Source organism: Streptomyces sp. M41(2017), assembly GCF_002078175.1.
Lineage (GTDB): Bacteria > Actinomycetota > Actinomycetes > Streptomycetales > Streptomycetaceae > Streptomyces.
Window position 1 is genome coordinate 2,501,493 of sequence record NZ_MWFK01000001.1, and the last position, 18,006, is coordinate 2,519,498.

Consider the following 18,006-nt stretch of genomic DNA (forward strand, 5'->3'; position numbering starts at 1 on the left):
GATGGCGATCCGCGTGATGCTCGTCGACGACCAGGTGCTGCTGCGCACCGGCTTCCGGATGGTGCTCGCCGCCCAGCCGGACATGGAGGTCGTGGCCGAGGCGGGCGACGGCGTCGAGGCCCTCCAGGTGCTGAGCGCCACCGCGGTCGACGTGGTGCTGATGGACGTCCGCATGCCGAAGCTGGACGGTGTGGAGACGACCCGCCGCATCTGCTCGGACCCGAACCCGCCGAAGGTGCTGATCCTCACCACCTTCGATCTCGACGAGTACGCGTTCTCCGGGCTGAAGGCGGGCGCCTCCGGCTTCATGCTCAAGGACGTGCCGCCCGGTGAGCTGCTGGCCGCCATCCGGTCCGTGCACAGCGGTGACGCGGTGGTCGCGCCGTCCACCACGAGGCGGCTGCTCGACCGGTTCGCGCCGATGCTGCCCAACACCGGCAAGGAGCCCCAGCACAAGGGCCTGGAGCGGCTCACCGAGCGGGAGCGCGAGGTGATGATCCTTGTCGCGCAGGGCCTGTCGAACGGCGAGATCGCGGCGCGGCTCGTCCTCTCCGAGGCCACCGTGAAGACCCATGTGGGGCGCATCCTGACGAAGCTGGGGCTGCGCGACCGGGTCCAGGTCGTCGTCCTGGCGTACGAGACGGGCCTGGTCCGGGCCGGCGGGCTCGGCTGACCCGCACGGCGCCCGGGGCCGAAGACGTGACCGGGGTGTGACCGGCGCCCACTAGGGTCTGCGCATGCTCCTGTGGATCAACGGCCCCTTCGGGGGCGGCAAGACACAGACCGCACACGAGATCCGGCGCCGGCTGCCCGGCAGTGTCATCTGCGACCCGGAACATCCCGGCTTCGGTCTGCGCCGGATGCTGCCTCCCGAACTGCGCGGCGACTTCCAGGACTTGGCGTCCTGGCGGCAGGGCGTCGTCGAGGTGCTCGACCTCACGCTCGGTCGGCACGACGGTGTGGTCATCGCGCCCATGACGGTGACCGATCCGCGCTATTTCGCGGAGACGGTCGGCCGCCTGCGTGAACTCGGCCACGACGTACGGCACTTCACGCTGCTGGCCGAGCGGGAGACCGTCCTGGGGCGGCTGCGGGAGCGCGGCTTCGGGCGACTGCTGCGGTACGTCGCCGGGAAGGACGCCCCGCTGCGGCGCGAGAGTTGGGCCGTGGCGCAGCTCGACCACTGCCTGGAGCGGCTGCGCGAACCGGAGTTCGCCGAGCATCTGTGGACCGACCGGACGTCGGTCGCGCGGACCGCCGAACGGATCGCGGTCCTCGCGGGCCTGACGCTCACGCCGAACCGCGACGGGCTCGTCCGCGGGCGGCTGCGGCGCGCGTGGACGAGCGCGCGCCACATCCGCTTCGACTGACCTCCGGCGCCCGTCCGCGCGATCCCTTCCGCACGGCCACCGGCGGTCGGTCCTACCGCAGCAGGCCTTCCAGGAAGTCGCTGCCCAGCCGGGCGACCACGCCGACGTCCAACTGGTGCAGCACGTACCGGCCGCGCCGCCGGGTGGTGATCAGGCCCGCCTTCTTGAGCACGCCCAGGTGCCGGGATATCTCCGGCGCGGTCATGCCGTGCACGTGCGCCAGCTCGCCGGTGGTGTACGCGCTGCGCGCCAGGTGACGGCAGATGCGCATCCGCACCGGATGGGACAGGGCGGTCATGCGCAGGGTGAGCTGCTCCACGGAGGGCGGTACGGCGAGGTCGGGGGAGCTGACGGGGTAGTGCAGCACGGGCTGCCAGCGGTACCGGTGCAGGACCATCAGGTGCGGGCGGCCGAGGCTGGTGGGGACGAGGAGCAGACCGCCGTCGGCCGTGACCGTGTGCCCCTCGGTCAGCTTGTCGACGACGATGCGCCCGGCCGTCTCGTCCAGCGACAGCGCGGAGGAGACGGAGGACAGCGTCTCGGCGAGGCCCCTGCGGCGGAGCAGCTCGGTCCGGTGCCGGGCCTCGGCGGCCAGCGGGTGCCGCAGCCGGGACCAGGTCTCGGCGAAGAAGGCCTCGTCGCAGTCCTCCAGGAACTGTCGCAGCCAGGCCCGGACGCCCGGCGGGTCCGTCAGCAGCCGCTCGGTGAACCGCGTCTGCTGCGGGCCGCGCGAGGCGGCCAGGTCGACGGCCCTGCGCCGCACCTCGGGATCGGTGAGGGCGTGCGGTCCCGCGGAGCTGTACGCCAGCGCGGAGGTGAACTCCAGGGCCGCGTCCACGAACTGCTCGTCGGTGAGCTTGTCGAGCAGGTCCAGGTCCTCGGCGAGCGTCCCGCCGGGCAGGGTGGCCCCGCCGGGGACGCCCGCGCAGGGCAGGAACAGGTCCGAGAACGTCGTACGCCACAGGAAGTCCGCCTCGCACATGCGGTCCGCGAGGTGCGGGTCGAGCCCGGCGGTCACGCCGGTCGCCCAGCCCTGGAGGCCGGGGTGGTGGCCGGGCTCCGCGAGGGCGTGCAGCGCCATGCCCAGCTCGGCCAGCGGGGACGGCACGAAACGGATCCGCTCCGGCCGCAGCCCGCCGACGTCGATACGCACGCTCATGCCCCCATGGTGCACCCCGCCACCGACAGCGGCCGCCGTCGATCCACCGCGGCCCTCGGCCGACGGGACACCCGTCGTGATCAGGCGCAACCTGGGATGAGCAGGGCCTTGCGCGCGGGCCTTCGGATCCCGTCACCGTCCCGAGAGGCGATCCGTCATGAGCATCACCCAGCAGTACCTCCTAGACACGTACCGGGCCGCGCAGCACGGGGAGCCCGCCCCTCCGGCGCCGGGCACCCACGACGCCGAGACCGTGCGCGAAGTGCGGGAGTACCGGCGCTTCCGGGCGGTCGTGGCCGGGCGTCCGGCGCGGGGGCGGATCCGGGGCGCGCTGGGCCGGTGGCTCCACGGAGGGCGCCACCACCCGGCCTGCTGACCCCGGACCCGCGAGGCCGGCCGGCCGGCGCCCGCCCCGGACAGCCGCGTACGCATGCGCGGGCAGTCGCCTCACGATCGCGCGGGCAGCCGCTTCACGGACGCGCGGGCAGCCGCTTCACGAACTCTCGGACTGCCGCCTTCACGTCGTCGGCCGTCCACTCCAGGCCCGGCCCGGCCACGGTGACCTCGGTGAGCGAGAGGCCCGGGCCGCCGGGCGCCCAGCCCTGGCCGAACAGGCCCGTCCCGGTCTCCTCGGTCTGGAGCAGCGCCGCGTCGCCGAGAACGTCCGGGTCGTACGGCAGCCAGACCTGGAACTGGTGGGTGTGCGGCACCTCCGGGTGGACGCGCGCCCACGGCAGCCCGGCCTCGGCGAGCCCCTCGCGCAGGGCGGTGGCCACCACGCGCGCGTGGGCGACGTACTCGGGTAGCTGGGGCAGTTCCCGCTCCAGGCCGATGAGGGCGGACAGGACGGTCGGGAACTGCTGGATGATCATGCCGCCGTACCGGTGCCGCCAGGTCTTCGCCTCGTCGACGAGCGTCCTGGGGCCCGCGATCGCGGCGCCGCCGAAGCCGTCGAGGGACTTGTAGAACGAGACGTACACGCTGTCCGCGAGGCCCGCGATCTCGTCGAGCGGGCGGCCGAAGTGCGGGGTGCACTCCCAGAGGCGGGCCCCGTCGAAGTGGACCACCGCGTCGCGTTCGCGCGCCGCCTCCACGACCTCGGTCAGCTCCTCCCAGGTGGGCAGGACGAAACCGGCGTCCCTGAGCGGCAGTTCCAGCATCAGCGCGCCGAACGGCTCGGGGAAGTCCCGTACCTCCTCGGCGGTCGGCATCCGGGGCTCGTCCGTCAGACGCGCTGGGCGCAGGCCGCTGACCTGGCTGAACGCGTGCCGCTCATGGACTTCCGGATGGTTGAGGGCGTGCAGGGCCACCGTCGGGTTCCCGGTGCGGCCCGCCCAGCAGCGCAGCGCGACCTGCTGGGCCATGGTGCCGGTCGGGAAGAACGCCGCGGCCTCCTTGCCCAGCAGCCCGGCGACGCGTTCCTCCAGGGCCTCGACGATGCCGTCGCCGTACATGTCGACCCGCCCGTCGAGGTCGTACGTCTCCTCGGCGGCCTCGCCGAGCCATGCCAGGCGCTCACGGAGCGTCTGCTGGTAGCTGGGCCGCCACAGCACCCGCTCCGCCTTCTTCCAGGCGACCGCGCGCCGCTCGAACCGCTCCTTGGGAGACAGCCGCGCCGCCTCTTCCCCGGCCTGCTCCGCAGGCTCCGTACCGGTCTCTGCCGCCCTGTCGTTCATCCCTGGATGATGTCCTGAGCCTGCCCGGCCGGTCATCTCGAATTTTCCGCACGCCCGTGACCTGCGCGGATCGTGTCCGCGCGGTCGAGGCACCGGATGCCGGGCCCGTCCGCGGGCACCCACAGCCTGTGGACGACCGAACGCCCCCCGAGGCAATCGCGTTAACATGACGAGAAATCGTCCGGTACCCGGAGCGGACTGGAACGGAAGGCCGCCGTCGAGTGAGTACATTCCCGCAGTCAGAGCCCAAGGACCGCCCCGCGCGGCTCGCCGTCGGCGTCGTCGGCGCCGGTCGTGTCGGCCCCGCGCTCGCCGCGGCGCTCCAGCTCGCCGGCCACCGCCCGGTGGCCGTCTCGGGCGTCTCGGACGCCTCCCGGCGCCGCGCGGCGCAGCTGCTGCCCGACGTGCCGCTGCTCCCTCCGGCGCAGGTCCTGGAGCGCTCCGAACTGGTGCTGCTGACCGTCCCGGACGACGCCCTGCCCGGTCTCGTCGAGGGACTCGCCGAGACCGGCGCCGTCCGCCCCGGCCAGCTCGTCGCGCACACCTCCGGCCGGTACGGCGCGCGCGTCCTCGACCCGGTCCTCAGGGCGGGCGCGCTGCCCCTCGCCCTGCATCCCGCGATGACCTTCACCGGTACCGCGGTGGACGTCCAGCGGCTCGCCGGCTGCTCTTTCGGGGTCACCGCGCCCGACGAACTGCGGCTGGCCGCCGAGGCCCTGGTGATCGAGATGGGCGGCGAGCCCGAGTGGATCGCCGAGGAGTCCCGGCCGCTCTACCACGCGGCCCTCGCCCTCGGTGCCAACCACCTGGTGACCCTGGTCGCCGAATCCATGGAGCTGCTGCGCGCCGCCGGTGTCGAGGCCCCGGACCGGATGCTCGGCCCCCTGCTGGGCGCCGCGCTGGACAACGCCCTGCGATCGGGCGACGCGGCCCTCACCGGACCCGTCGCGCGCGGTGACGCCGGCACGGTCGCCGCGCACGTCGCCGAACTGCGCGAGCACGCGCCGCAGACCGTCGCCGGCTATCTCGCGATGGCCCGCGCGACGGCCGACCGCGCGCTCGCCCACGGACTGCTCAAGCCGGAACTCGCCGAGGACCTCCTCGGAGTACTCGCCGACGGAGCGGACGGCACCCAGGGGACCGAGGGAGACACCCGATGACCACCGCGCTGCTGCGCACCGCCGCCGAGCTGCACGCGCGCGCCCGCAGGGGCCGCCGCGCCGTCGTCATGACGATGGGCGCCCTCCACGAGGGGCACGCCACCCTGGTCCGCACCGCCCGGGAGATCGCGGGCGACGACGGCGAGGTCGTCGTGACCGTCTTCGTGAACCCCCTCCAGTTCGGGCAGGGCGAGGATCTCGACCGCTACCCGCGCACCCTCGACGCCGACCTGAAGATCGCCGGCGCGGCCGGTGCGGACGTCGTGTTCGCGCCCTCCGTCGACGAGGTCTACCCCGGCGGCGAACCGCAGGTCCGGATCTCCGCCGGACCGATGGGCGAGCGGCTGGAGGGCTCCGCGCGGCCGGGGCACTTCGACGGCATGCTCACCGTCGTCGCCAAGCTCCTGCACCTCACCCGCCCGGACACCGCCCTGTTCGGGCAGAAGGACGCCCAGCAGCTGGCGCTGATCCGGCGCATGGTCCGCGACCTGGACTTCGGCGTGGACATCGTCGGCGTGCCCACGGTGCGCGAGGAGGACGGCCTCGCCCTCTCCAGCCGCAACCGCTACCTGGCGGCGGCGGAGCGGCGCACCGCCCTCGCCCTCTCGCAGGCCCTGTTCGCGGGCCGCGACCGGCACGCCGCGCAGGAGGCGCTGCGCGCCCGGGCCCGCGAGGTGCCCGCCACCCGCGCGCGTGCCGAGGCCCTCAGCGCCCTGGGCGAGTCCCGGGCCGCGGCCGACGCGCACGCCGTCGCGAAGGCCGCCCCCGGCGGACCCGTCGGCGTCCGCTCGGCCGCCCGGCTCGTCCTCGACGAGGCGGCCCGCATGAACCCGCCGCTGACCCTGGACTACCTCGCCCTCGTCGACCCGTCCGACTTCAGCGACATCCAGGACGACTTCACCGGCGAGGCGGTCCTCGCCGTCGCCGCCCGGGTCGGGACCACCCGGCTGATCGACAACATCCCCCTCACCTTCGGAGCCGCCTCGTGACCGGCAAAGGCACAGGTTCAGACACCGCCGCAGGCACCGGCATACGCCTGCACGCGCCCGCTCCCGGCTGGGCCCTCACCGCGGACGTCGTGGTCGTGGGCTCCGGCGTCGCCGGGCTGACCGCGGCCCTGCGCTGCGAGGCCGCTGGCCTGCGCACCGTCGTCGTCACCAAGGCCCGCCTCGACGACGGCTCGACCCGCTGGGCGCAGGGCGGCATCGCCGCCGCCCTCGGCGACGGCGACACCCCCGAGCAGCACCTCGACGACACCCTCGTGGCGGGCGCCGGGCTGTGCGACGAGGAAGCGGTGCGCATCCTCGTCACCGAGGGCCCCGACGCCGTCCGCCGGCTCATCGAGACCGGCGCCCACTTCGACGAGTCCTCGGAGGGCGGCCTCGAACTCACCCGGGAGGGCGGTCACCACCGCCGGCGCATCGCGCACGCGGGCGGCGACGCCACGGGCGCCGAGATCTCCCGGGCCCTCGTGGAGGCGGTCCGCGCGCGCGGCCTGACCACGGTGGAGAACGCGCTCGTCCTCGACCTCCTCACCGACGCCGAGGGCCGCACCGCCGGCGTCACCCTGCACGTCATGGGAGAGGGCCAGCACGACGGCGTGGGCGCCGTGCACGCGCCCGCCGTGGTCCTCGCCACCGGCGGCATGGGCCAGGTCTACTCCGCGACCACCAACCCGTCCGTCTCCACGGGCGACGGCGTGGCCCTCGCCCTGCGCGCGGGCGCCGAGGTCTCCGACCTCGAATTCGTCCAGTTCCACCCGACGGTGCTGTTCCTCGGAGCCGACGCGGAGGGTCAGCAGCCGCTGGTCTCCGAGGCGGTCCGCGGCGAGGGCGCCCACCTGGTCGACGCGGACGGCGTGCGCTTCATGGTCGGCCAGCACGAGCTGGCCGAGCTGGCGCCCCGCGACATCGTCGCCAAGGGCATCATGCGCCGCATGCAGGAGCAGGACGCCGAGCACATGTTCCTCGACGCCCGGCACTTCGGCGCCGACATGTGGGAGCACCGCTTCCCGACCATCCTCGCCGCCTGCCGCGCCCACGGCATCGACCCGGTCACCGAGCCCGTGCCGGTCGCCCCGGCCGCGCACTACGCCTCCGGCGGCGTCCGCACCGACGCCCGGGGCCACACCACCGTCCCCGGCCTGTACGCGTGCGGCGAGGTGGCCTGCACCGGCGTCCACGGCGCCAACCGGCTCGCCTCCAACTCGCTGCTGGAAGGCCTGGTCTACGCCGAGCGCATCGCCGCCGACATCGCGGCGAGCCACGCCGCCGACGGCCTCCACGCACGCGTGCCCGAGCCGGTCCCGCACCCCGAGAAGCCCGCGCACCCGCTGCTCGCCCCCGAGGCCCGGTTCGCGATCCAGCGGATCATGACCGGCGGCGCCGGTGTGCTGCGCTCCGCGGCGTCCCTCGCGACCGCGGCCGACCAGCTCCAGCGGCTGCACAGCGAGGCACGGGACGCCCTCGACGAGAACGGCAAGACCTCCGAGCCGGGCGTCGACACCTGGGAGGCGACCAACCTGCTGTGCGTGGCCCGCGTCCTGGTCGCCGCCGCCCTCCTGCGCGAGGAGACCCGCGGCTGCCACTGGCGCGAGGACCACGCCGACCGGGACGACACGGACTGGCGCCGCCACATCGTCGTACGGCTGAATCCCGACCGGACACTCGCGGTCCGGACCACCGATACCGCAGACTTCCCCCCGACGACCCGGCAGCCTCGTCAGGCGCCCCCGTCCCGTCCCCAGGAGCAGTGACCGAAGTGAGCACCCCCGACCTTCCCCTCGTCCAGAGCGGCGGCTGCGGCGACGGCTGCGGCTGCGGCGCCGAAACGGACGAGGAGTACCTGGAGTGCGGCCTCGACCCCGCGCTCGCCCAGCTCCTCGCCGACGCCGGACTCGACCCCCTGGAGGTCGAGGACATCGCCAACGTGGCGATCCAGGAGGACCTCGACCACGGGGTGGACGTGACGAGCGTCGCGACCGTGTCCGAGGACGCCGTGTCCACCGGCGACTTCACCGCCCGGGACGCGGGCGTCGTCGCCGGCCTGCGGGTCGCCGAGGCGGTGCTCTCGGTGGTCTGCACGGACGAGTTCGAGGTCGAGCGGCACGTCGAGGACGGCGACCGTGTCGAGGCGGGCCAGACCCTGCTCAGCGTCACCACCCGTACCCGCGACCTGCTGACCGCCGAGCGCAGCGCGCTCAACATCCTGTGCCGCCTGTCCGGCATCGCGACCGCCACGCGCGCGTGGGCGGACGCCCTGGAGGGCACGAAGGCCCGCGTCCGGGACACCCGCAAGACCACGCCGGGCCTGCGCGCCCTGGAGAAGTTCGCCGTGCGCTGCGGCGGCGGCGTCAACCACCGCATGTCCCTCTCGGACGCCGCGCTGGTCAAGGACAACCACGTGGTCGCCGCGGGCGGCGTCGCCCAGGCCTTCAAGGCCGTACGGGAGGCCTTCCCGGACGTCCCGATCGAGGTCGAGGTCGACACCCTGGACCAGCTCCGCGAGGTCGTTGACGCGGGCGCTGACCTGATCCTTCTGGACAACTTCACGCCCGCCGAGTGCGAGAAGGCGGTGGGCGTCGTCGAGGGCAAGGCCCTCCTGGAGGCGTCGGGCCGGCTCACCCTGGAGAACGCCGGGGCGTACGCGAGGACGGGCGTCGACTTCCTGGCCGTGGGCGCGCTCACGCACTCCTCGCCGATCCTGGACATCGGTCTCGACCTGCGAGCGGCGGAGTAACCCCGGCCATGCTGCTGACCATCGACGTAGGCAACACCCACACGGTCCTCGGTCTCTTCGACGGGGAGGAGATCGTCGAGCACTGGCGCATCTCCACCGACTCGCGCCGCACCGCCGACGAGCTCGCCGTGCTGCTCCAGGGCCTCATGGGCATGCACCCGCTGCTCGGCGAGGAGCTCGGCGACGGCATCGACGGCATCGCGATCTGCGCCACCGTCCCGTCCGTGCTGCACGAGTTGCGCGAGGTGACGCGGCGCTACTACGGCGATGTCCCCGCCGTCCTCGTCGAGCCCGGCGTCAAGACCGGCGTGCCGATCCTCACGGACAACCCGAAGGAGGTCGGCGCCGACCGGATCATCAACTCCGTCGCGGCCGTCGAGCTCTACGGGGGACCGGCGATCGTCGTCGACTTCGGCACGGCGACCACGTTCGACGCCGTCAGCGCGCGGGGCGAGTACATCGGCGGTGTCATCGCGCCCGGCATCGAGATCTCCGTCGAGGCGCTCGGCGTGCGCGGCGCGCAGCTCCGCAAGATCGAGGTGGCCCGGCCGCGCGCGGTGATCGGCAAGAACACCGTCGAGGCCATGCAGTCCGGGATCATCTACGGGTTCGCCGGCCAGGTCGACGGCGTCGTGAACCGGATGGCGCGCGAGCTCGCCGACGACCCCGAGGACGTCACCGTCATCGCCACGGGCGGCCTCGCCCCCATGGTGCTCGGCGAGTCCTCGGTGATCGACGAACACGAACCGTGGCTGACCCTGATCGGCCTGCGCCTGGTCTACGAGCGCAACGTCTCCCGCCTGTGAGCCCCCGGGGTCCGGCCACCGGCCGGACCCCGGAGCATCGCCCCGAACTTCCTTCGGAATTTGACGCGCCGCTGCCGCGCCTTCCCGAAAAGCGACTTCTTCGGCATCGGCTTCTTCGGCTCCTTCGGGAACGGGTTCTTCGGCATCCGCGACGTTGTGCGCGACCTGTTCCCGGAATCTCCGCCATGTCGTTGCCCGCGGACTTACCCCGCGGACTTACCCGGAGAGTTCCCGTGGACCCCCGCCCCGGTGTTCTCCGATGACCGCTCCCGAACGGGGCGCGCCATATTTCTTTCGCTATGCGGCTTTTGTCTGATTAGCGCGTATCGTCGCCGCATGCCCACGCCCTACGGATCCCACGGCGGCATGGCGTTCGGTGCGGAGGAGCTGCGTGTGCTCCGTCGCGCTCTCGCCCTTGCCCTGCACCCCAGTCCCGTCTCGGCCGAGGACGTCCAGGACTGCCTCCGCCTCGCCGAGTCCGTCGACGAGGCGCTCCACGAGGGGGCCAGACTGCGGGCCTTCCTGCTGGCGGACCTCGCCCGCTACCGCGCCGCGCTGCCGGGCACCGCCGGCGGCTACCTCGTGCTCCTGGAGGAGGTCCTCGCGGCCGGCTACCGGCCGAACCCCGACGACCTCGCGGCCCTGCGCGCGCTGCGCGGCAACCCCGCCGCGGCGGCCCTGCTGGACCGCTGCCGGGTCCTCGCCGAGCAGGACGTACGCACCCGGCTCGCGGCCCGCTCGGTCGCGGCGGTCCCGTCGGTGCCGGCGTCCCGCACCCGGCTGCTCGCGCTGCCCGGAGGCCGGTCCGCCGACCGGCCGGAGAAGACGGCCGAGCCGAAACCCCCGGCGCGGCCCCCGGCCAGGACCCCGCGCACGGACCGCCCCATTCCCACCCCGGGTGAGGTCTTCCCGCCGCGCCGCAAGTCGGGACCGCCCCCGGCGAACCCTCCGCAGCAGCTCGCGGCGGGCTGACCCCGGTCGCCGACCCCGGCACATCGGCAGGGCGCCCCCTGGCTACTCTGGAGGCATGGACTACGTCTCCGCGCTCGTGCCCCCCGTCGTGATGGCCGTCTTCTTCATCGGGCTCATCGTGACGATCGTGAAGACCCAGGGCGGCGCCAACAAGGCCAAGGAGGACGCGGCCGTCGACGCCGTCCTCGCGCGCGCGGAGAGCGCCCAGCAGGCCTCGGGACCCAAGGACGCCGGGGCCTGACCCCTCCAGGGCGTCGCCCCCGTGCGGCGCCCGCCCGGGGCTCCGTGGCGCACGGCCGCCCCGACACGCACCGCGCCCCGCCCGGCGTACGACTCGGACGTTTCATGTGTTTCATACGTTCTTCGAGTCGTACGCCCTTTTTGTTGACTCTCTCCCACTATTGTTCTGGACTGTGCCTCGCCCATTGGGAGAACTCGAAGACTCGGTCATGACGCGGGTGTGGAAGTGGAACCGCCCGGTGACCGTTCGGGAAGTCCTGGAAGACCTTCAACAGGAACGGTCCATCGCGTACACCACGGTGATGACCGTTTTGGACAATCTCCATCAGAAGGGCTGGGTCCGCCGGGAGGCGGAAGGCCGGGCCTATCGATATGAAGCGGTCTCCACGCGAGCCGCCTACTCCGCCGCCCTCATGAACGACGCCTGGTCGCAGAGCGACAACCCGGCGGCCGCTCTGGTCGCCTTCTTCGGGATGATGAGCGAGGAACAACGGGTCGCTCTCAGGGATGCCGTACGCATGGTGCAAGGGCCCGAACTCCCCGAACCGCCCGGTTCCGAAACCGCCGAAAGGCCGGCGGCGGCCGAGCCGTCCGAGGAGAACCCCGCCGCCCACGAGGACGGCTCCGGGCGATAGCGTCCGCTCATGCCAGCAGAGCATCCCGCAGAGGTTCCAGCAGATCTTCCGGCACAGCATCCCGAAGTCGCCGCAAAAGCCCTCACCGTCCGACGGGCCAGGACCAGCGATGTCGCGGCCGTACGCCGGCTCCTTGACGCGAACGTGCGCCGCCGCATCCTCCTCGACAAACCCACGGTCACTCTTTACGAGGACATCCAGGAGTTCTGGGTCGCGGAACGCGACGACAACGCCGAGGTCGTCGGCTGCGGTGCGCTGCACGTGATGTGGGAAGACCTCGCGGAAGTCCGCACTCTCGCCGTGAACCCGACGGTCAAGGGCCTCGGGGTGGGTCACCAACTGCTGGAGAAGTTGCTGCAGACCGCCCGGTGGCTCGGCGTTCGGCGGGTTTTCTGTCTCACCTTCGAAGTCGGCTTCTTCGCCAAGCACGGCTTCGTGGAGATCGGTGAGACTCCTGTCGACACCGAGGTGTACGCCGAGCTCCTGCGTTCCTATGACGAGGGTGTGGCGGAGTTCCTCGGTCTCGAACGGGTGAAACCGAACACCTTGGGCAACAGCCGGATGCTTCTGCATCTGTGATCGCTGTCGGCTATTCCGGCCGAGCGCCATGCCCAGGTGCCCTATGTCCGAAACGCGCATCTTTCCCGGCGGCCGCTGTCCACTGAGTCTCTGCCAGGGGTTTGTGTTTTTGCAGCAAAAGCGGTTTGCTTTCCGACGTACTGCAGTACTGCATATAACAAGGGACGGCGAAACGGCGGCCGCCGCAGACCCTCCTTGCCCTTGAAGTTATCGATGAAAGGAAATCCGGTGGCACAGAAGGTTCAGGTACTTCTTGTCGACGACCTCGACGGTGGCGAGGCGGACGAGACCGTGACGTTCGCGCTGGACGGCAAGACGTACGAAATCGATCTCACGACCGCCAATGCGGACAAGCTCCGTGGCCTTCTCGAGCCCTACGTGAAGGGTGGCCGTCGTACCGGAGGCCGTGCTTCGGGCGGACGCGGAAAGGCGCGCGCCACTTCCGGCGGCAGCCAGGACACCGCGCAGATCCGCGCCTGGGCCAAGGAGAACGGCTACGAGGTCAATGACCGCGGCCGTGTTCCCGCGTCGATTCGCGAGAAGTACGAAGAGGTCAACGGCTGAGCGCTCACGCGCCCCAGCCGCACCCGGTGACATTGCGTCGCCATCGTCTGCACGACTCGTACGAGATCGGGGGCGCCCCCAACGCCCCCGCCGACGGCCCCGCCGCCCAGTGCCGACAGCGTCGGCAGTGCCGGTCGCACCGCACAGCCGGGCTCGGGGGGCCGCAACCAGCGGGCGGCCCCTCGCGGGCCCTCCCGCGTCTCCCCTCCGGCCGGCGCGGCAGCCGGACCCGGCGGCGGGGGAGCCTCGACGCTGCCGCCCTCGCCGACCGCCGTGAGGTCCAGCGCCAGGCCGCCCCACTCCAGCCAGTCGAGCAGCCCTGGCAGTTCCTCCGCGCTCCCCGCGGCCACCCACAGCCCCATCCGGTCCCCGTGCAGAACCACCGGGGACCCGGGCCCGAGGTGGCGCAGCGCCGCGAATCCCGCCTCGACCGGTCCCTCCAGGACGTCGAAGAGCACCCCCGTCACGAGTCGCGCCGGCGGACCGGGCACGGTCGCCCAGCCCAGTTCGTTCTCGTACCACTGCTGCACCGGATCGACCGGATCACCCGGGTCGAGCGGCCGACGGGGAAGGGGAACGGTGGGAACCATGCAAGGAGCAACCGCCGGAACACCCCCGGAGTTACGCTGGGTGTCCCCGCAGGCGCACAGAGTTCCGGACAAACGGGCGTGCGGAAGCGTTCGGCGGGACATGGGTGTTCGCCCGTAGCGGAGGGAACCGGTGCGCGCGGCATGGACTGTCCGTGCGTGCGGGTAAGACATCCCTAGTGGGAGGGGCGACACGCAGGAAACCGGCATCTCACGTTCGCCATCGGCGTACAGGTGGTGAGGGTATCTGCCTGGCCTGCGGGAACATCGTCTCGCACCATCAGGTTGAGGCAGATGTCGGCGTTCGGGGTCAGGAGGCCAAGGACGGTGTCGGCAGTTGGAATGAGCGGTCCCCGCTTGCGGGACTAAGCTGCGGAAGGACAGGGAGGGGAGCGTCCCCTTACTGCCTGACCGCTCTGAGGAGCGATTAACGATGTTCGAGAGGTTCACCGACCGCGCGCGGCGGGTTGTCGTCCTGGCTCAGGAAGAAGCCCGGATGCTCAACCACAACTACATCGGCACCGAGCACATCCTCCTGGGCCTGATCCACGAGGGTGAGGGTGTCGCCGCTAAGGCCCTGGAGAGCCTCGGGATTTCGCTCGAGGCGGTCCGCCAGCAGGTGGAGGAGATCATCGGGCAGGGCCAGCAGGCCCCCTCCGGTCACATCCCCTTCACCCCCCGTGCCAAGAAGGTCCTGGAGCTGTCGCTCCGCGAGGCCCTTCAGCTGGGCCACAACTACATCGGCACGGAGCACATCCTGCTCGGCCTGATCCGTGAGGGCGAGGGCGTCGCCGCCCAGGTCCTGGTCAAGCTGGGCGCAGACCTCAACCGGGTGCGGCAGCAGGTGATCCAGCTGCTCTCCGGCTACCAGGGCAAGGAGACCGCCACCGCAGGCGGTCCTGCCGAGGGCACCCCCTCCACGTCCCTGGTCCTCGACCAGTTCGGCCGGAACCTCACCCAGGCCGCTCGTGAGTCCAAGCTCGACCCGGTCATCGGGCGCGAGAAGGAGATCGAGCGGGTCATGCAGGTGCTGTCCCGCCGCACGAAGAACAACCCGGTCCTGATCGGTGAGCCCGGCGTCGGCAAGACCGCTGTCGTCGAGGGCCTCGCCCAGGCCATCGTCAAGGGCGAGGTGCCCGAGACCCTCAAGGACAAGCACCTCTACACCCTCGACCTCGGCGCGCTGGTCGCCGGCTCCCGCTACCGCGGTGACTTCGAGGAGCGCCTGAAGAAGGTGCTCAAGGAGATCCGCACCCGCGGCGACATCATCCTGTTCATCGACGAGCTGCACACGCTCGTGGGTGCGGGTGCCGCCGAGGGCGCCATCGACGCGGCTTCGATCCTGAAGCCGATGCTGGCCCGCGGTGAGCTGCAGACCATCGGTGCCACCACGCTGGACGAGTACCGCAAGCACCTCGAGAAGGACGCGGCCCTCGAGCGCCGCTTCCAGCCGATCCAGGTGGCGGAGCCTTCCCTCCCCCACACGATCGAGATCCTCAAGGGCCTGCGCGACCGGTACGAGGCACACCACCGCGTCTCCATCACCGACGAGGCCCTGGTGCAGGCGGCGACGCTCGCCGACCGGTACATCTCGGACCGCTTCCTGCCCGACAAGGCGATCGACCTGATCGACGAGGCGGGTTCCCGGATGCGCATCCGCCGGATGACCGCGCCGCCGGACCTCCGTGAGTTCGACGAGAAGATCGCGGGCGTGCGCCGCGACAAGGAGTCGGCCATCGACTCCCAGGACTTCGAGAAGGCGGCGTCTCTCCGCGACAAGGAGAAGCAGCTGCTGGCAGCGAAGGCCAAGCGCGAGAAGGAGTGGAAGGCCGGCGACATGGACGTCGTCGCCGAGGTCGACGGCGAGCTCATCGCCGAGGTCCTCGCCACGGCCACCGGCATCCCGGTCTTCAAGCTGACCGAGGAGGAGTCCTCGCGTCTGCTGCGCATGGAGGACGAGCTCCACAAGCGGGTCATCGGCCAGAAGGACGCCATCAAGGCGCTCTCCCAGGCGATCCGTCGTACGCGAGCGGGTCTGAAGGACCCGAAGCGTCCCGGTGGTTCCTTCATCTTCGCCGGCCCCTCGGGTGTCGGTAAGACGGAGCTGTCGAAGACCCTCGCGGAGTTCCTCTTCGGTGACGAGGACGCGCTGATCTCCCTCGACATGTCGGAGTTCAGCGAGAAGCACACGGTCTCGCGCCTCTTCGGTTCGCCCCCCGGCTACGTGGGCTACGAAGAGGGCGGTCAGCTGACCGAGAAGGTCCGCCGCAAGCCGTTCTCCGTCGTCCTCTTCGACGAGGTCGAGAAGGCCCACCCGGACATCTTCAACTCGCTGCTGCAGATCCTGGAGGACGGTCGCCTGACCGACTCCCAGGGCCGGGTCGTGGACTTCAAGAACACGGTCATCATCATGACGACCAACCTCGGCACGCGGGACATCTCCAAGGGCTTCAACCTCGGCTTCGCGGCCGTGGGCGACGTCAAGAGCAACTACGACCGGATGAAGGCCAAGGTCAACGAGGAGCTGAAGCAGCACTTCCGCCCCGAGTTCCTGAACCGTGTCGACGACACGGTGGTCTTCCACCAGCTGACCGAGGAAGACATCATCCAGATCGTCGACCTCATGGTCGCGAAGGTGGACGAGCGTCTGAAGGACCGGGACATGGGCATCGAGCTCAGCCCCAGTGCCAAGTCGCTCCTCGCGAAGAAGGGCTACGACCCCGTGCTGGGCGCCCGGCCGCTGCGCCGGACCATCCAGCGCGAGATCGAGGACGTCCTCTCCGAGAAGATCCTCTTCGGCGAGCTCCGTCCCGGCCACATCGTGGTCGTCGACTCGGAGGGCGAGGGCGACGCGAAGACCTTCACCTTCCGGGGCGAGGAGAAGTCGGCACTGCCCGACGTCCCGCCGATCGAGCAGGCGGCCGGCGGCGCCGGTCCCAACCTGAGCAAGGAGGCGTAACCTCCGGGTTCGCCTGAAAGGGGCTGCCCCAGGACCACGGTCCTGGGGCAGCCCCTTTCGCATGCGCGGACGCGAGGCGCGCGCCTCCGCGCGCACGGCGCCTGGGGTGAGCCACCGGGCGGGCCCGCGCCTCTCGCCTGCGGTCCAGCGGGCGGCGCGGCGCGTCACGCCTGCGATCCCGGCGGCTGGGGCGAGGTGGAGGGACCCGGGCTGCCCAGCGAACCTGCGGGCCCGCTCGCCCAGCGGTCCAGCGCGCACCCCGGCCCGGGTCCGCGCAAGCCGCTGGGCGGGGGTCCGGGGGTGCCGCGTCCAAGTCCGCGTGCAAGCCGTTCGGCGAGGGCCCTGGGCGCAACCCCGACCCGGGTCCGCGTTCAAGCCGCTCAGCGAGGGCCCGGGCGCACCCGGCCCAAGTCCGCGCGCAAGCCGCTCAGCGAGGGCGCGGACGCACCCGGCCCGGGTCCGCGCAAGCCGCTGGGCGGGGGTCCGGGGGTGCCGCGTCCAAGTCCGCGCGCAAGCCGCTCAGCGAGGGCCCAGGGCGCACCCCGGCCCGGGTCCGCGCGCAAGCCGCCCTACGTGCCGGGGGCAGGTGACCCAGCGGGTCTGCCTGGGCGCAAGCCGCCCGGCGCCTCAGCGCATCAGCAGGCCGCCCGGCGCCTCAGCGGGCCGGCGGGCGGGAGGCGCAGGCTGCCCAGCGCCTCAGCCGCTCGGCGCCTGCGCCATTCAGCGGGCGGGGCGGGGCCGGCTGCCCAGCGTCGCAGCGCCTGGGCGGCCCATCGCTTCAGTACCTCGGCCGCCCGGGGCTCGGGCGGCCCAGCGGGCAGGGTGGCGCAGGCTGCTCTGCCCGCTGAGTGGTCCGGCGGAGCGGCTCTGCATCGCCGCCCCGGTACGGCGGTCCGGTGCCGCGGAAGGTGCCGGAGCAACAGCAACAGCAACAGCAACAGCGGCAGCGGCAGCGGCAGCGGCGACGGCCTCTTTCCGGGCTCCGCTTCGCCCTCCCGGGGCTGCCGAAGAGGGCCCCGCGTCCCCGCACGCCCTCCCTCGGTCGCGGTCCATGTCCGGGCCGTCGCCCTGGGTCAGCGCGGAGGGGGGGAGGGAGTGGCCTGGCGCACATGCCCAAGTCCCTTGTGAGCAGGGGCGGGAGGGTAGCCCCGGTCACATTCAGGGGGGTCCGGAACCGGCTGCCCGGTGACATGGCGCACAGGCGATTTGTCCGGTACTAGGGCGAATAGTGGATACGCAAGAACGGACATAAAGGACCTTTGACCCGGAGTCCTCGGGACGGTCCTCCCGCCCTGCGGGTCGAGGGGCCGGAGGCCTGTCCGGCCAGGGATGCCACAGCTCGAAGTGCGCCTAAACCTCGTTTCCCGGGTCGAATCGGGAAGATCGCGTCCCGGATGTCCGACCTGTCAAGGTTCATTCAGTTTCGAGATGAACTACTAGTTTGCGTCGTAGCGATGGGGTTTGGGCATCCCTGGGTGCGCGGGTTACCAAGGTATGGCCCCACCGGGTCGCAGGTCATCGCACCGGGTGGTCGCACAGTCCTTGTCCCCGTCATCACGAG

General features: G+C 71.9%; 17 protein-coding genes. 14 read left to right on the forward strand and 3 right to left on the reverse strand.

Annotation, left to right across the window (positions count from 1 at the left end):
• Nucleotide 1: 1 nt before the first annotated feature.
• Together B0675_RS10925 and B0675_RS10930 are read left to right on the forward strand one after the other, a co-directional pair.
• The gene (locus tag B0675_RS10925) at nucleotides 2–673 is read left to right on the forward strand and encodes a response regulator transcription factor (RefSeq protein ID WP_081218619.1); all 672 of its coding nucleotides are present in this window, start codon (nucleotides 2–4) and stop codon (nucleotides 671–673) included.
• A gap of 64 nt (nucleotides 674–737) precedes the next feature.
• A complete protein-coding gene (locus B0675_RS10930; RefSeq protein ID WP_081218620.1) occupies nucleotides 738–1,370 on the forward strand; it encodes an AAA family ATPase in 633 nt (210 codons plus the stop codon).
• A gap of 52 nt (nucleotides 1,371–1,422) precedes the next feature.
• On the opposite strand, the gene B0675_RS10935 is transcribed toward B0675_RS10930, so the two are convergent.
• Nucleotides 1,423–2,529, reverse strand: a complete 1,107-nt coding sequence (locus B0675_RS10935) for a DUF5937 family protein (RefSeq protein ID WP_081218621.1) — start codon at nucleotides 2,527–2,529, stop codon at nucleotides 1,423–1,425.
• Between the two features lie 157 nt (nucleotides 2,530–2,686).
• Here B0675_RS10935 and B0675_RS10940 point away from each other — a divergent pair, with 157 nt between their 5' ends.
• Nucleotides 2,687–2,905: a hypothetical protein gene (locus tag B0675_RS10940; protein ID WP_081218622.1), complete on the forward strand. Its 219-nt coding sequence runs from the start codon at nucleotides 2,687–2,689 to the stop codon at nucleotides 2,903–2,905.
• A gap of 94 nt (nucleotides 2,906–2,999) precedes the next feature.
• Here the strand turns inward: B0675_RS10940 and B0675_RS10945 are convergent, their stop codons facing one another.
• A complete protein-coding gene (locus B0675_RS10945) occupies nucleotides 3,000–4,205 on the reverse strand; it encodes a beta-eliminating lyase-related protein (RefSeq protein WP_107482605.1) in 1,206 nt (401 codons plus the stop codon).
• A 221-nt stretch (nucleotides 4,206–4,426) separates the two neighbouring features.
• Between B0675_RS10945 and B0675_RS10950 the strand changes: the two genes are divergently transcribed.
• The 10 genes from B0675_RS10950 to B0675_RS10995 all read left to right on the forward strand — a co-directional run bounded on the left by B0675_RS10950 (nucleotide 4,427) and on the right by B0675_RS10995 (nucleotide 12,899).
• A complete protein-coding gene (locus B0675_RS10950; protein WP_081218624.1) occupies nucleotides 4,427–5,365 on the forward strand; it encodes a DUF2520 domain-containing protein in 939 nt (312 codons plus the stop codon).
• Nucleotides 5,362–6,354: a pantoate--beta-alanine ligase gene (panC, locus tag B0675_RS10955; RefSeq protein WP_081218625.1), complete on the forward strand. Its 993-nt coding sequence runs from the start codon at nucleotides 5,362–5,364 to the stop codon at nucleotides 6,352–6,354. The genes B0675_RS10950 and panC overlap by 4 nt, the downstream gene beginning before the upstream one ends.
• Complete coding sequence (locus B0675_RS10960; RefSeq protein ID WP_081218626.1) at nucleotides 6,351–8,120, forward strand: L-aspartate oxidase; 1,770 nt, start codon at nucleotides 6,351–6,353, stop codon at nucleotides 8,118–8,120. The genes panC and B0675_RS10960 overlap by 4 nt, the downstream gene beginning before the upstream one ends.
• 5 nt (nucleotides 8,121–8,125) lie before the next feature.
• Nucleotides 8,126–9,103, forward strand: a complete 978-nt coding sequence (gene nadC / locus B0675_RS10965; protein ID WP_081221719.1) for a carboxylating nicotinate-nucleotide diphosphorylase — start codon at nucleotides 8,126–8,128, stop codon at nucleotides 9,101–9,103.
• An 8-nt stretch (nucleotides 9,104–9,111) separates the two neighbouring features.
• Nucleotides 9,112–9,909, forward strand: coding sequence for a type III pantothenate kinase (locus tag B0675_RS10970; RefSeq protein ID WP_081218627.1), 798 nt, complete (start codon nucleotides 9,112–9,114; stop codon nucleotides 9,907–9,909).
• A 336-nt stretch (nucleotides 9,910–10,245) separates the two neighbouring features.
• Nucleotides 10,246–10,881, forward strand: coding sequence for a hypothetical protein (locus tag B0675_RS10975; RefSeq protein ID WP_241539753.1), 636 nt, complete (start codon nucleotides 10,246–10,248; stop codon nucleotides 10,879–10,881).
• 55 nt (nucleotides 10,882–10,936) lie between these two features.
• A complete protein-coding gene (locus B0675_RS10980) occupies nucleotides 10,937–11,122 on the forward strand; it encodes a hypothetical protein (RefSeq protein WP_081218629.1) in 186 nt (61 codons plus the stop codon).
• A gap of 184 nt (nucleotides 11,123–11,306) precedes the next feature.
• Nucleotides 11,307–11,756 carry a BlaI/MecI/CopY family transcriptional regulator gene (locus B0675_RS10985; protein WP_347109727.1) on the forward strand — a complete coding sequence of 150 codons (450 nt, stop codon included), beginning with the start codon at nucleotides 11,307–11,309 and terminating at the stop codon, nucleotides 11,754–11,756.
• A 9-nt stretch (nucleotides 11,757–11,765) separates the two neighbouring features.
• Nucleotides 11,766–12,335 (forward strand): amino-acid N-acetyltransferase, encoded by a 570-nt coding sequence (locus B0675_RS10990; RefSeq protein ID WP_081218631.1) that lies wholly within the window; start codon nucleotides 11,766–11,768, stop codon nucleotides 12,333–12,335.
• Nucleotides 12,336–12,563: 228 nt separating this feature from the next.
• A complete protein-coding gene (locus B0675_RS10995; protein ID WP_081218632.1) occupies nucleotides 12,564–12,899 on the forward strand; it encodes an Lsr2 family protein in 336 nt (111 codons plus the stop codon).
• Here the strand turns inward: B0675_RS10995 and B0675_RS11000 are convergent.
• Complete coding sequence (locus B0675_RS11000; RefSeq protein WP_081218633.1) at nucleotides 12,830–13,489, reverse strand: SCO3374 family protein; 660 nt, start codon at nucleotides 13,487–13,489, stop codon at nucleotides 12,830–12,832. The two genes, B0675_RS10995 and B0675_RS11000, sit on opposite strands and share 70 nt — an antisense overlap.
• A gap of 430 nt (nucleotides 13,490–13,919) precedes the next feature.
• Here B0675_RS11000 and B0675_RS11010 point away from each other — a divergent pair, with 430 nt between their 5' ends.
• Nucleotides 13,920–16,445, forward strand: coding sequence for an ATP-dependent Clp protease ATP-binding subunit (locus B0675_RS11010; RefSeq protein WP_081218635.1), 2,526 nt, complete (start codon nucleotides 13,920–13,922; stop codon nucleotides 16,443–16,445).
• Nucleotides 16,446–18,006 lie beyond the last annotated feature (1,561 nt).